13 protein-coding genes are annotated in these 13274 nt (G+C 69.4%); 4 read left to right on the top strand and 9 right to left on the bottom strand.

Features of this window, described 5'->3' with window-relative positions:
* Nucleotides 1-44 precede the first annotated feature (44 nt).
* Nucleotides 45-617, top strand: a complete 573-nt coding sequence (locus ACQPY4_RS12600; protein WP_433335722.1) for a hypothetical protein — start codon at nucleotides 45-47, stop codon at nucleotides 615-617.
* A 22-nt stretch (nucleotides 618-639) separates the two neighbouring features.
* Here ACQPY4_RS12600 and ACQPY4_RS12595 read toward each other — a convergent pair whose 3' ends face one another.
* The 4 genes from ACQPY4_RS12595 to ACQPY4_RS12580 form a co-directional block, all read right to left on the bottom strand.
* Complete coding sequence (locus ACQPY4_RS12595) at nucleotides 640-1245, bottom strand: response regulator (RefSeq protein ID WP_433335720.1); 606 nt, start codon at nucleotides 1243-1245, stop codon at nucleotides 640-642.
* On the bottom strand, nucleotides 1242-2372 hold the full coding sequence (locus ACQPY4_RS12590; RefSeq protein ID WP_433335718.1) for a sensor histidine kinase: 1131 nt from the start codon (nucleotides 2370-2372) through the stop codon (nucleotides 1242-1244). The genes ACQPY4_RS12595 and ACQPY4_RS12590 overlap by 4 nt, the downstream gene beginning before the upstream one ends.
* A gap of 20 nt (nucleotides 2373-2392) precedes the next feature.
* Entirely contained in the window at nucleotides 2393-3016 is a 624-nt protein-coding gene (locus ACQPY4_RS12585) for an ATP-binding cassette domain-containing protein (protein WP_433335716.1), read from the bottom strand.
* A gap of 66 nt (nucleotides 3017-3082) precedes the next feature.
* A complete protein-coding gene (locus ACQPY4_RS12580; protein WP_433335715.1) occupies nucleotides 3083-4270 on the bottom strand; it encodes a lactate 2-monooxygenase in 1188 nt (395 codons plus the stop codon).
* Nucleotides 4271-4356: 86 nt separating this feature from the next.
* Between ACQPY4_RS12580 and ACQPY4_RS12575 the strand changes: the two genes are divergently transcribed.
* Both ACQPY4_RS12575 and ACQPY4_RS12570 read left to right on the top strand, forming a co-directional pair.
* A complete protein-coding gene (locus ACQPY4_RS12575) occupies nucleotides 4357-6849 on the top strand; it encodes a DNA gyrase/topoisomerase IV subunit A (RefSeq protein WP_433335713.1) in 2493 nt (830 codons plus the stop codon).
* Between the two features lie 116 nt (nucleotides 6850-6965).
* Nucleotides 6966-7472, top strand: coding sequence for an AAA family ATPase (locus ACQPY4_RS12570; protein ID WP_433335711.1), 507 nt, complete (start codon nucleotides 6966-6968; stop codon nucleotides 7470-7472).
* A gap of 56 nt (nucleotides 7473-7528) precedes the next feature.
* Here the strand turns inward: ACQPY4_RS12570 and ACQPY4_RS12565 are convergent, their stop codons facing one another.
* The 4 genes from ACQPY4_RS12565 to ACQPY4_RS12550 all read right to left on the bottom strand — a co-directional run bounded on the left by ACQPY4_RS12565 (nucleotide 7529) and on the right by ACQPY4_RS12550 (nucleotide 10688).
* The gene (locus tag ACQPY4_RS12565; protein WP_433335709.1) at nucleotides 7529-8665 is read right to left on the bottom strand and encodes an RICIN domain-containing protein; all 1137 of its coding nucleotides are present in this window, start codon (nucleotides 8663-8665) and stop codon (nucleotides 7529-7531) included.
* Nucleotides 8666-8775: 110 nt separating this feature from the next.
* A complete protein-coding gene (locus ACQPY4_RS12560; protein WP_433335707.1) occupies nucleotides 8776-9060 on the bottom strand; it encodes a hypothetical protein in 285 nt (94 codons plus the stop codon).
* 24 nt (nucleotides 9061-9084) lie between these two features.
* On the bottom strand, nucleotides 9085-10266 hold the full coding sequence (locus tag ACQPY4_RS12555; protein WP_433335705.1) for a glycoside hydrolase family 27 protein: 1182 nt from the start codon (nucleotides 10264-10266) through the stop codon (nucleotides 9085-9087).
* Nucleotides 10267-10427: 161 nt separating this feature from the next.
* Nucleotides 10428-10688 (bottom strand): hypothetical protein, encoded by a 261-nt coding sequence (locus ACQPY4_RS12550; RefSeq protein ID WP_433335703.1) that lies wholly within the window; start codon nucleotides 10686-10688, stop codon nucleotides 10428-10430.
* Nucleotides 10689-10824: 136 nt separating this feature from the next.
* Here ACQPY4_RS12550 and ACQPY4_RS12545 point away from each other — a divergent pair, with 136 nt between their 5' ends.
* Complete coding sequence (locus ACQPY4_RS12545; RefSeq protein ID WP_433335701.1) at nucleotides 10825-11292, top strand: hypothetical protein; 468 nt, start codon at nucleotides 10825-10827, stop codon at nucleotides 11290-11292.
* Nucleotides 11293-11300: 8 nt separating this feature from the next.
* Here ACQPY4_RS12545 and ACQPY4_RS12540 read toward each other — a convergent pair whose 3' ends face one another.
* Nucleotides 11301-13232: a hypothetical protein gene (locus ACQPY4_RS12540; RefSeq protein WP_433335699.1), complete on the bottom strand. Its 1932-nt coding sequence runs from the start codon at nucleotides 13230-13232 to the stop codon at nucleotides 11301-11303.
* Between the last annotated feature and the right edge of the window lie 42 nt (nucleotides 13233-13274).

The raw sequence follows: 13274 nt of genomic DNA, 5'->3' as shown, positions 1-13274 counted from the left end.
GCAGGGCCCTTTCCCCTGTAGGCATTTATCACGAGGTCCGGAACATGAGCGACGACGAGGTACACGCGGAGGCACGGAGACTGCTGCGGGAGGGCATGCCCAGCCCCGCCCCGAGCGGCTTCGAGGACGGCCGCGACTACCTGCCGCTCTCCCTCGACGTCGATGGCGACATTGCCGTTGTCACGTTCCTACGGCGGGGCGGGGGCGCCGAGCACGCCGTCCCCGCCTTCATCGAGGGCTGGACGTTCCACCAGCGCGACGGCGAGTGGCTGGAACTCGGCGGCGGAGGCGGCTCGGCCCCCTCCGAACCGCTGACCCGGCGCACGGCCGCCGAGCTCGGCGGCCATCTCCAGCGCTACGGCACGGGCCGCACCGTCCGCAACGCCAACCGCCTGCTCCCCTGGGGCGCCAAGTGGGTCTCCCAGGCCCGCCTCCGCGTCGCCGCTGGCGTCACCCAGGTCCGCTTGGGCGCGCGCACCCTCGACGTCCCCGGCCACGGCCACGTGGTGGTCGTCTGGGCGGCCCGCCGCGCCCCCGTGGCCCAAGCCCTCGGGGAGGACGGCTCCATCCTGTCCACCCTCGACCTCGAACGCCCCATGACCTACGCCGAGGCCTAACCGGAAGTCGCGGGGTAATGGCTTAGAGCCAGCCCTGGGTTCGGGCGGTCTGGACGGCGGCGTGGCGGTTGTCGGCGCCGAGCTTGGTGACGGCGGCCGACAGGTAGTTGCGGACCGTGCCCTCGGACAGGCCCAGGGAACGGGCGATGCGGACGATCGGGGCGCCGTCAGCGGCGGCGCGCAGGGCCTCCAGCTCGCGCGGCGTCAGCGGGCATTCCTCGGCGGCCAGGGCGTCGGCCGCCAGCTGCGGGTCGATGTAGCGGGCGCCGCCGGCCACCTGCCGGATGACCTGGGCCAGGCGGGAGCCAGGCGCGTCCTTGCCGAGGAAGCCGCGGACCCCGGCGGCCATCGCGCGGCGCAGGTTGCCGGGACGGCCGTGCGCGGTCACGATCACCAGCCGGCAGCCGGGCAGGTCGCGGGAGAGGCGCTCGGCGGCGGCCAGACCGTCCAGGCCGGGCATGTCGATGTCGAGGACGGCGACGTCCGGGCGGAGCCTGAGCGCGTGCTCCACCGCCTCGTCGCCGCGTCCGACGTCGGCGATGACCTCCAGGCCGTCCTCGGTCTCCAGCAGCAGGACCAGGGCCTCGCGGATCAGCAGGTGGTCGTCGGCCAGCAGGACGCGGATCATGCGCCTTCCCCCTCCCCGGGGACGGCGGCCGCCACCCGGAACGTGCCGTCGCCCACCGGTCCGGCGCTGAACTCCCCGCCCGAGGCGGCGATCCGCTCGGCCAGCCCGGCCAGGCCAGTGCCGCCGTCCGTGTGGGCCCTGCGCCCGGCGCCGTCGTTGGCGATCTCCAGCCAGTACCGGCCCCCGTCCGCCCAGACCGTGATCATGCACCAGGTCGCCGCGCTGTGCCGCAGGACGTTGGTCGTGGCCTCCCGGGCGACCCAACCGAGCGGCTCGTGGACGTGGGCGGGCAGCTCCGGGGAGATCTCGGGCCGCTCGCACCGGATGCCCGCCGCGCGCAGCACCGCAGAGATGCCGTCCAGCTCGGTGCGCAGCGAGGTCGCCCGGTAGCCGCGGACGATCTCGCGGACGTCGCGCACCGAGTCGCGCGCCATCGACTGGATCTCGGTGAGCTCCTTGCGGACCCGGCCCTGGTCGCGCTCCAGGAACCGCTCGGCGACCTCGGCCCGCAACGCGACCGCCTGGAGGCTGTGGCCCAGGACGTCGTGCAGGTCGCGGGCAAAGCGCAGCCGCTCCTCCCCCACGGCCGAGCGGGCCAGCTCCGCGCGGGCTTCTCGAAGTTCCTGGACGACATGGAAAAGCCACACCTGCACGTATCCCGAGAAGGCCGCCGCGGGGACGCCCACCACCTCGTACAGGACGTTCAGCGCCGGAAGCCCCAGCACAAGCCCGTATACGGGGGTCAGCACGGTCGCCAGGCCCGTGACCACGGCGGCCTCACGCAGGGGCAGCACGACCGCGATCAGCCCAGCGGGGACGAGCAGCGCGTTTCCCCAGCCCGGCTCCACCCCCAGCATCAGCGGGAGCGCCCAGCAGACCGCCGCGATGGCGGCCAGCCCGAACCGGTGGACGGGTGTGGTGCGGCGCATCAGGTTGAGCCACAGCAGCCGCGCGTAGAGGCCCAGGACGAGGGCGACGCTCACCACCGCCGCGAGGGCGCGTCCCGCCTCGCCCCGCTCGAACGTCTCGTGCGCGAGGGCGGGCGCGAGCAGGCCGAGCAGCGTCACCATGGTCATCGCGACCACGGCCACGGCGATCACCGCCGGACGCGGAATCCTGGGCTGCACCTCCGTCAGGGTACGCGCGCTCAGGCGGCCCGGAGGAAGCCGGACGCGCAGGCCGTGACCAGGGCGCCCTTCTCCAGGATCCCGATGCGATCGGCCCGGCACGCCTCGTCCAGCTCCCGGGTGGCGACGACGGTCGTCACCCCGGCCTTTCTCAGCATCGCCCACACCAGGTCGGACGACGCCGCGTCGAGGCCGCTGGTCGGCTCGTCCAGGAACAGCACGTCGGAGCGTCCGATCAGGGCCAGCGTGAGGTCGAGCAGTCGGCGCTCCCCGGGGGAGAGTGCTTCGAACCTGGCTTCGGGCTGGAGTCCCGCAAGCGCGAGGGCCTCGTCCCGGGTGAGGGGGTCGAGCGTCCATCGCCGCCAGGTGTCGACGACCTCCGCGACGGTCAGGCCGGGGAACAGGCCCCCGTCACGCCAGCCCACGGAAACGGGCGCGTCGCAGGGGTCGGCGCCCCGTACCTTCACGACCCCGGCCTCGGGACGCCGCAGGCCGGACGCCACCTCCAGCACGGTGGTCTTGCCCGCCCCGACCCCGCCGAGCAGCGCGTAGACCTCGCCCCCGGCCACCTCGAACGAGACGTCCCGCACGGCCACCCGCTCGCCGAAGCGGACCCGCACCCCGCGTACTTCGACCACGTTCATACCGCCCATGGTCGCCGCGCGGCGGCGCCGTGGGCAGTCACGCCCGTCAGGAACCCCCGGTGAGGTTCACCCGGACGACCCATGACGGATGTCACCGGTCGCGAGGATCTCCCGGGTGAGCCCGTCCAGGCCCGCATGACCGGAAAGGGTCACGGTCAGTTCCAACTCGGCCAGCAGGCAGCGCACGACATGCCGTACGCCCGCCTCGCCCCCGAGTGCCAGCCCGTAGATGTAGGGGCGGCCGACCAGGACCGCCTTGGCGCCGATCGCCAGGGCCTTGGCGATGTCGGCGCCGGTGCGGACACCACTGTCGAACAGCACCGTCGCCTGGTCGCCGACGGCGTCCACCACACCCGGGAGCGCGTCCAGGGACGCGATGGCCCCGTCGAGCTGGCGTCCGCCGTGATTGGAGACGATCACACCGTCCATGCCCGCGTCGACCGCGCGCCGCGCGTCGTCGGGATGCTGGATGCCCTTGAGGGCGATCGGACCGTCCCAGTGCTCGCGCAGGAAGCCCAGGTCGTCCCAGGTCAGCGTCGGGTCGCCGAAGTTGGCCACCCAGTGCATCAGGGCGGCGTCGCGGTTGGACGCGTCCACCGGGCCGCCGACCGCCTCCTGGAACACCGGGTCGGAGAAGTAGTTCGCCACGCCGATGCCCCGCAGGAACGGCAGGTACGCCTGGTCGAGGTCGCGCGGACGCCACGCCAGCGTGAAGGTGTCGAGCGTCACCACCAGCGCCGTGTAACCCGCCGCCTTGGCCCGTCCGATCAGGCTCGCGGCCAGCTCGCGGTCTTTCGGCCAGTACAGCTGGTACCACCGGGGGCCGTCGCCGTTCGCCGCCGCGACCTCCTCCATCGCGTACGACGCGGCCGTGCTCAGCACCGTCGTCAGCCCCGTCCCGGCCGCCGCCCGCGCCACCGCGAGCTCGCCGTCCGGATGGAAGATCGCCTGCACCCCGATCGGCGCCAGCAGCACCGGCGCGGGCATGTCGGTGCCGAGGACGCGGGTCGCCAGATCGCATCCGCCCACGTCACGCAGCATGCGCGGGACGATCCGCCACCGGTCGAACGCCTCCCGGTTCGCCCGCGCGGTGTGCTCGCTCCCCGCCGCCCCGGCCACGTACCCGTATGCCTTCGCCGAGAGCCGCTCCTCGGCCAGCCCCTCCAGCCGCGTCAGATCGGTGGGAAGTTCCGGGACGACGTCCCCGAGCCCCTTGAGGTAGATCTCGTTCTGGAAATCCGCCGGCGAACCCACCGGGACCTCCTCGAATCGGGCTCCGGCGCGGCGCGCCGGGGCATGCGGTGGCCAAACTGTCCCTGGGACCGGCAACAATGTTGCACATGGCACGACGCGGATCACAGGCCCCTCCCCCGCCCGACTTCGAAGAGAACATCATCGACGTCGACGTCTCCGAAGAGATGCGGGGCAGCTTCCTCGAGTACGCCTACTCGGTCATCTACCAGCGGGCGCTTCCCGACGCGCGCGACGGGCTCAAGCCCGTGCAGCGCCGCATCCTGTACTCGATGAACGAGATGGGGCTGCGCCCCGACCGGGGCCACGTCAAGTGCGCCCGCGTCGTCGGCGAGGTCATGGGCAAGCTGCACCCCCACGGCGACGGCGCCATCTACGACGCCATGGTCCGCCTCGCGCAGCCCTGGGCGATGCGGATGCCGCTGGTCGACGGCCACGGCAACTTCGGCTCCCTCGGCGGCGACGACGCCCCCGCCGCCATGCGGTACACCGAGTCGCGCCTCACCCGCGAGGCGATGCTCATGGTCGCCTCCATCGACGAGGACACCGTCGACTTCCGGCCGAACTACGACGGCCAGGAGATGGAACCCGAGGTCCTCCCGGCCGCGTTCCCCAACCTCCTGGTGAACGGCTCGTCCGGCATCGCCGTCGGCATGGCCACCAACATGGCGCCGCACAACCTCGGCGAGGTGATCGCCGCCGCCCGCCACCTGATCGACAACCCCGAGGCCACGCTCGACGACCTCATGCGCTTCGTCCCGGGCCCCGACCTCCCCACCGGCGGCATGATCGTCGGCCTGGAGGGCATCCGCGACGCCTACGAGAGCGGACGCGGCACCTTCCGCACCCGCGCGTCGGTCTCGATCGAGAACGTCACGACCCGCCGCAAGGGCATCGTGGTGTCCGAACTGCCCTACGCCGTCGGCCCCGAACGCGTCAAGGCCAAGATCAAAGAACTGGTCAACGCCAAGAAGCTGAACGGCATCGCCGACCTGAAAGACCTCACCGACCGCAACGTCGGCCTCCGGCTGGTCATCGAGATCAAGAACGGCTTCAACCCCGAGGCCGTGCTGGCCGAGCTCTACCGGCTCACCCCGATGGAAGAGACGTTCGGCATCAACAACGTGGCGCTGGTCGACGGCCAGCCCCGCACCCTCGGCCTGCGCGACCTCCTCCAGGTCTACGTCGACCACCGCATCGAGGTCGTCCGCCGCCGCTCCGCCTTCCGCCGCCGCAAGCGCGAAGACCGCCTGCACCTGGTCGACGGCCTCCTGGTCGCCCTGCTCAACATCGACGAGGTCATCCAGGTCATCCGGCAGAGCGACGACGCCGGGCAGGCCAAGCAGCGCCTGATGCGGATCTTCGAGCTCTCGGAGATCCAGGCCCAGTACATCCTCGACACCCCCCTGCGCCGCCTCACCCGCTACGACCGGCTCGAACTGGAGAAGGAGAAGGAGCAGCTCCGCCGCGAGATCGCCGAGCTGACCGCGATCCTGGAGTCCGAGACCAAGCTCCGCAAGGTCGTCTCGTCCGAGCTGTCCGACGTGGCCGCCGAGTTCGCCACGCCCCGCCGCACCGTCCTGCTGGAGTCCTCGGGCCAGACCCGCTCGGCCGTCGTCCCGCTGGAGATGGCCGACGACCCCTGCCTGGTGCTGCTGTCGTCCACCGGCCTGCTGGCCCGCACCAACTCCGCCGACCCGCTGCCCGCCGAGGGCTCCCGCGGCCCGCACGACGTGCTGGTCTCGGTGGTGCGCACCACCGTCCGCGCCCAGGTCGGCGCCGTCACCTCGGCCGGACGCATGATCCGCGTGGACGTCCTCGACCTGCCCACCCTCCCGCCCTCGGCGACACCACCGTCCCTGGCGGGCGGCGCCCCGATCACCGAGTACGTCGACCTCGACCCCGGCGAGACCATCGTCGGCCTGGGCACCACCGACGACTCCGGCGCCGGGCTCGCCCTCGGCACCGAACAGGGCGTCGTCAAGCGCGTCGTCCCCGACTACCCCGCCAACCGCGACGAGTTCGAGGTGATCGGCCTCAAGGACGGCGACCGCGTCGTCGGCGCCGTCCAGCTCGACACCGAAGAGCAGAACCTGGTCTTCATGACCACCGACGCCCAGCTCCTGCACTTCAAGGCCGCCCTCGTCCGTCCCCAGGGCCGCCCAGCCGGCGGCATGGCCGGAGTGAAGCTCACCCCCGACGCCCGCGTCCTGTGGTTCGGCGCCGTCGACACCACCCGCGAGAACCACGTCGTCACCGTCTCGGGCAGCTCCACCGCCCTCCCCGGCACCCAGACCGGCGCCATCAAGATCGCCGACTTCGCCGACTTCCCCGCCAAGGGCCGAGCCACCGGCGGCGTCCGCTCCCACCGCTTCCTCAAGGGCGAAGACACCCTCCTGCTCGCCTACACGGGCCCCACACCCCTGCGAGCCTCGGCCCAGAACGGCAAACCGCTCGACCTCCCCGCCGTCCTCGGCCGCCGAGACGGCTCCGGCGATCCCCTCCAAACCCCCCTGGCCAAGGTGGGCGGCCCCATAAGCCCACCCGCGCCAGAAACCCCACCGTCCCAACAAACCGACTAGCCGGAGGGGCCGGAGCACCCCTCCGGCCCCACGCCCCGACGCGCACGCCCGCCCTACCATGACGCCTGGAGAGCGCGAAGCGTCTCGCGAGTACCCACACCCGCATGGACAGGCCGATGGACACAGTCGTTCCAACGCCCGAGCCTGGCGTCGTCGTCATGATGTGCGGTCTCGCCGGATCAGGGAAGACCACCTATGCGCGCCGCTTGGAAGCTCACGGCTACACGCGCTTGTCGATCGATGAGATCATCTGGCGGCGTCTCGGCCACGACGCGGCGCTGCTCGACCCCGCCGACCACGAACATCACCAGGCCACCGCCCAGCGAGAGATCCAAGACGAACTCATCCGGCTCATCGCCGCCGGGCACCCGGTCGTGTTGGACATGAGTTTCTGGAACCGGGCCGCACGCGACCGTTACAAGACCATGATCGAAAGCAACGGCGGCCAATGGCGACTGATCTACCTGAAGGCAGACCCCGACACGCTCTGGCGCCGTCTGGCCATCCGTAACGGCCACGACACCCCGAACAACGTCACCGTCTCCCGCGAGCTCCTGAATCGCTACCTCGCCACCTTCGAAGAACCCGAGGGCGAAGGCGAAGAAATCCTGATGCAGTCCTGAAGACAACCGGTACCCGACGACCAGGAGTCGAAATCAGGCACCAGGCTTCGAGCGGTTCAAGGGGACGGGATGGGCGGGACGGCCCATTGCTGGTTCGGGGCGGTGTGGCAGTCCCAGATCGCCAGGCGGGTGCCGTTGGCGGTGGACGAGTTCGGGACGTCCAGACAACGCCCGGACGCGGGATTGCGCAGACGGCCGCTCTCGTGACGCCATTGCTGGTTCGGGCCTGCGGTGCAGGTGTAGAGGATGACGGGGGTGCCGTTCGCGGTGGCGCCGCCCTCGACGTCCAGGCAGAGGCCGCCGCTCATGGGACGAACGGTGCCGTCACGCCCCCGGACGAACGCCTGGTTCGCACCGCCCGTGGGCGTGTAGATGATCGCGGGGTCGCCACTGGTGTTGGACGAGGCGTCCAGGGCCTTGCCGCCGATGCCCAGGACGGGGCCGCGCAGCGAGTTGCCGATGGCGTTGGACTGGACCGTCCCGCCGCTGACCCTGTCGATCCGGCTCATGTCGGAGCAACTCACGCTTGTCTTGGTACTCGACACCGCCGCGGTGACGGACCCCTTGTTGCCCTTGGGCAGACCGAAGCGCGCCTGGGAAAAGGGCTGGTCATTGCAGGACGCCTTGGGGTTGTTCCACTCGAAGTACTCGGTCCAGTCGACCATGCCGTGGGGCGAGATCTGAGTGGACCCGGCGCGGATGCTGCCGAGCTTGAACGAGGTTCCGAGCGTGTCGTTGACGACGGTGACGCCGAACCAGCGGTCGCCCTCGTGCGCCACCCGGAACCGGAAGGTGTGGCCCTCCTTCCAGTCGTGTTTGATCCGGCAGCTCTTCCCGACGCCCTCGCCGCCGAAGTCCAGGCAGTAGCTTCCGGACGTCCCGACCTTGGCCTCGGTGGCGTCCCACACCGAGAACAGGAAGGTGCGCTGCTGCCCCGGCCCGTTCGACTGGAGGCCGGTGTAGGCCCCGGACCCCTGTGTGAAGTCGAACTGGTGCGCCCAGTAGATATTGGACGCGGGCCCGGCATCCTTGGTGATGGTCGTCGGGAACTCGACATCGTCCAGCCCCGAAACCCCTGACCAGGAGTAGTTGGTGTACGAGCCCGGAGTGTCGGACGCAGCGGCACTCGACGCCGCCGCGAGGTTGATGCCGGCCGCGGCCAGCACCCCAGCACTCAGCACCCGAACTGCCACACCACACCGCGTAGAGCGACGAGCGCGCCCGACACGCTCAGACCGCCGGTCCCCTCGTCGTGTGCCCAGCCCCCGGGCAGCAGCGGTCAGCACTCGCAACGCCATGACCCTCACCTCGATATCGCGTGCAGGACGACACTCGCGCGCGGCACGTCCACCGCGCTCAGGGGGACGGGCGTCGCCTTCGCATTGGCCCACTGGCCTTGCGCCCGAAAGGCGGGCCGCCACCGCACGAGCCCGCTGATCACCCACCCGAAGGCGCCGAACGGCGACCACCAGCGCCCGAAACGCCACAGCACCACCAGGCTCAAGCGCGGCGGCATCCTCGCACCCAAGACACGGAACAGCGCAACGCTCGACACGTCCTGCACCTCGAAGGCGCCGGGCAGCGACAATCAGCCTCCGCGGCGCCATGCCCCTCACCTCGCCACCGCGACGCGCAGGACCGCGGTCGCGTGCGGTGCTACCACGGCGCTCAGGGCGCCTGACGTGGTCGTCTTCCTGCCGGTCCACTGATCGTGGACCTCGTAGGTACTGGACGGCGGAAGACCGGCGGCCTGGGCCGTGGTGCTGATCTTTTTCTCGCTGGACGACTCGTTGAACAACGCCACGACGCGGTCGCCGTTCCGCATCTGCTTGGCGAGCACCCAGCGTCCGCCCTGGGACGACACGACCCGGGCCTGCTTGCCGAAAGAGTCCTGGTTGATGCGGGTGAGGTGCTTGTTCGACAGGATCGTCTTGGTCGCGGGCGACATCGTCCGCAGGTCGTTCCCCATGATCAGCGGCGCCGCGAGCACCGACCAGAGGCTGAAGTGCGAGCGGTACTCGACGTCCGACATGCCGCCGTTGCCCACTTCGAGCATGTCGGGATCGTTCCAGGCGCCGGGGCCCGCCGCGTCCGGATACTGGGCCGCCTGCTTGAAGTTGAACATCATGCTGGCCCAGCTGTCGCTGATGTCGGTGGACGTCCGCCACAGGTTCGAGACCTCCCCGGCCCATTCGGGGAAGTCGACCTTCTCGCAGCAGGCCGACAGGCTGTAGACGATCGGCCGTCCGGTGGCGACGAGTTCCTTCGACATCCGCGTGAACAGCACCTGCGCCAGCTGTTTCTGCGTGTACCCGGGGAAGTCGGCCCACATGTCCGGGGATTCGGTGGGCGAGGTCTGGCACCAGTCGTACTTGAGGTAGTCCACGCCCCATGCCGCGAACTGCCGCGCGTCCTGGGCCTCGTGGCCGTAACTGCCGGGCCGCTTCTGACAGGTGCCCTGCGTGGGCGACTGGTAGATCCCGAACTTCAGCCCCCGCGCGTGCAGGTAATCGCCCAGCGCCTTCATCCCGCTGGGGAACTTCACGGGGTCGGCCATCAGCTTGCCGCCCGCGTCCCGGGTGGACGCCATCCAGCAGTCGTCGACGGTGACCGTCCGGTATCCGCGCCGATCCAGGCCATTGGCCACGATGGCGTCCGCGATCCCCCGGACCTTCTCCTCGTTGACGTCGCAGCGGAACTTGTTCCAGCTGTTCCATCCCATGGGCGGCGTCAGCGCCAACCCGTTGTACGACGCCGCCGGCTCGGCCCTCGCCGCCGTCTGTAGTCCGATCACGAGTGGAAGAGCGCCGACCAGAGCCAAAAGACTTTTCACTACCCGCACACCACACCGCCGTCCGCTAGCAGCCCGAGAGTTGCCTCAGGATCATCCGCGCATCCCGTCCTGCACATGGACGAATGCAAGATCACCCTTGGACTTCCCGAACGACGGCCCGCTCAGACGCCCCCGATGGACGCCTCCACGACCGTGCACTCCTTCGGTGTGCGCCGCTTGACGTCCTCCACCGCCGCGATCAGCTTCCGCATGCTCGCCCGCAACTGCCGCCGCCGATCGATGAGATCACGCTCGAACCGCGACGCCGCCCCACCCCGCTCCCCCACCCACACCTGCCGACTCGCCATTCTCTTGATCGGCTTGTCCAGCGCCCGCTCGACAATATCGGCATCCCGCTCCAACTTACGCAGAAGCTCATCCAACTCCCGATACCTCGGATTAGGAACCATCCCCGTCGCCATCCACTTCCTCCCATCCCCTAGCGAGAACCCCCGATCACCGGCATTCTAAAATGCCAGGGCCGCCAACCTCGCTTGACTTAGATTCAGGAAGGTCACAATGACAACGCTACGGCCGGACAAGCTCGCATTGATCGCCGCAGCGACCATCGCGATCTCAGCCTGCAATGGCGACAAGGCCGCCGAACCCACTGTTAGCGAGGCAGAGCAGACACTTAAGCAGCACATCACCGCCCTGGCGGGTCCGGGTGTCGGGAACATGCGGAACGTGAAGATCATCGATCACGGCGGCAAGAGCGTTCACTGCGCCAACGGCAAGGCAAAGCGAACATATGCAGTAGTTGGCGATAAGCGAGACAGGACAGACCGAAGCCCTACAGATCTTTCCGGAATCCTTCTAGGACTGCTTGTCACTCAAGTAGCCAAATACGACCTCACCCATTCAAATGGGGGCGACGCTAGAATTAGCGTGCACCACAAGACTGCACGAACCAACCTCACCATCAACTCCTCTTCACGGGGGGTCGTGGGGATTTACGGTGTGACCGATTGTCTGCGGGTCCACTAAGAGACGTTCTACTGCTTCTCGTTCGCCTCCCAATTGGCGGCCTCATGTGAGGCTTGATGCTGTTTCCCCGCGAAGGCACCCGAGGCCCGCACGGCGACCTGACCGAACGCATCATCGTCGTGGCCGCCTCGGCCGTTGGTTTCTAGCCAGGTGACGTAGTTGTCGAGGGCCTTGGTGTCTTTGGTGAGTTGGTCGTAGGGGAGAAGGCGGCCTCGGGGGGTGGTGAAGGGGTGGTCGGGGTGGGGTGGGGTGAAGTCGGCGGGGCGGACTTTCAGGGGGTAGCCGCCCGATAGGAGGCGTTGGACGACCGAGTGTTGGAGGCCAAGCGAGAGTTGGAGTTCTCGGCTCTCCAGGCGGCTGATTCGGGTGTTGTCGGCGGCGGTGTCGTTGGTGCGGCTGATGTGGCCCTCGGCGGCCTGTCGGACCAAACCCCAGAGGTTCTCGTCGACCATGGGTGCCATGGGGAGGAAGACGGCTCCGGTGTCGAAGGCGAGGCCGGGGAGTTTGGCGAGGTCTTCGCGGCGGTTGGCGTCGCGTTCGTCGAGGCGGCCCTGGACGGTGTGCTGCGCCTGGGATTGGAGGCCCGCGACGTAGCCCAGGGCCTGCATTACGCGTTCCAGGCCGGGAGTGCCGTGGGGGAGGTCGCCTTTGCCTTTCGCGATTTCCAGGCGGATGCCCTCGGCGCCCAGGCGGCGGGTGAGGTCGCTCATTCCTTGTTCGAATGGACGCATATGGGTGGGCGAGTCGGCGAATGTTTTGAGGAAGGCGTAGGTGTCCTGAGGGCTGAGGCTGAACATCGGTTTCAGGCCGGGAGTGTAGGTCTGGACGCGCCCGAAAGCCGTTCCCTGGGTTCGGTCGTCGATGTTGGCGCCCTCGGTGATTTCGGTCGCGTAGGTTCCGGCTATTTGTGCGAGCGGGAGGCGCATATTGTCGGAGACCGTGGTCTTGGGGACGGTGGTAATGACGGTGAACGCGAAAGTGGCGGCGTTGGTGGATCTTTCGCTGGATGCGGCGGCGAAGGCGCGTCCCAATTGGGTCGCTGTTTCAGGGTCTAACGTTGCCATGCGGGTGAAGGTGGTGAGAACGGGCGCCAGCCCGCGTTCTTCCGCCGCCATTTCCTGAAAGGCCAGGCGGGACGCCACTGGATTGTTGGCAAGCGCTCGCAGCATTCGCCGGACGGTCTCCCAGTCCGTGGCCGTGAGGTCGGCGGCACGCATGTCGGGACGCGCGGCGGCCTGGCGGTGCAGGGGATCGAGCGCGTGCAGGCGGGCCAATGAGGCCAGCCATTCGGGGGGAAACGCGCCGGACGAGACCAGGGCGGCGGCGTTCCTGCGGTCGTCCGGTGAGAGGTCCGGGTTGAACAGTGACCTGGCGACCGTCCCGAACCCGGGGACGCGCGTTCCCGATGAGACCGCGGTGGCGAATGCTTGGCTCGTTTCGCGCAATTGACGTCCGACATGTCCGTCCCGGCCGTGCTCGGCGATGCGGGACGGAAGGCCGAGGGTCAGTTTCGTGCCGAGGGCGGCGAAGAAGGCGGCGGTGTAGTCGCCGTCGAAGCGGTGCGGCCCGAGTTCGTTCAGCAGTTCGTGGAGGGACCCGTCTTTGAACCGTTTTGCGAGCGCCGCTCCATGCCGACGGGCTTCGGACGGTGTGAGGATCAGGGACTCGTCGACCGAGGCCAGGCCGGGCTGACCGCAGTCGTCCAGGGCGATCGCCAGGTCGCGGCGGCGGATCAGCATGGGGAGTTGCGCGTCGATCCAGGAGCAGACCAGCTCGACATCGCGCAGCGCCGTACGGGGGACGCCCAGCGGTCCCAGACGCGCGCGGTAGGGCGACAGCGTTCCGGTGAGGTCCGCGCGGGTGCGGCGGAACTCTCCGATCATGGCGTCCAGAAGGATCGGGTCGATCCCGCTGAAGCCCGGAGGAAAGGGAGCACTCACCCGTTCTCACCTGCCAAAACGTCCTCCATCTCGTGTGCGTGC

Origin of the sequence: Spirillospora sp. CA-294931 (assembly GCF_050946795.1) — a bacterium.
Lineage (GTDB): Bacteria > Actinomycetota > Actinomycetes > Streptosporangiales > Streptosporangiaceae > Spirillospora.
The sequence above is the reverse complement of the archived record's forward strand: the minus strand, read 5'-3'. Positions and strand labels throughout refer to the sequence as shown.

Bases quoted from the DNA above. Each gene is read 5' to 3' on its own strand.
- ACQPY4_RS12600 (WP_433335722.1), top strand. From the start codon at position 45: ATGAGCGACGACGAGGTACACGCGGAGGCACGGAGACTGCTGCGGGAG.
- ACQPY4_RS12595 (WP_433335720.1), bottom strand. From the start codon at position 1,245: ATGATCCGCGTCCTGCTGGCCGACGACCACCTGCTGATCCGCGAGGCC.
- ACQPY4_RS12570 (WP_433335711.1), top strand. From the start codon at position 6,966: ATGGACACAGTCGTTCCAACGCCCGAGCCTGGCGTCGTCGTCATGATG.
- ACQPY4_RS12575 (WP_433335713.1), top strand. From the start codon at position 4,357: ATGGCACGACGCGGATCACAGGCCCCTCCCCCGCCCGACTTCGAAGAG.
- ACQPY4_RS12585 (WP_433335716.1), bottom strand. From the start codon at position 3,016: ATGAACGTGGTCGAAGTACGCGGGGTGCGGGTCCGCTTCGGCGAGCGG.
- ACQPY4_RS12545 (WP_433335701.1), top strand. From the start codon at position 10,825: ATGACAACGCTACGGCCGGACAAGCTCGCATTGATCGCCGCAGCGACC.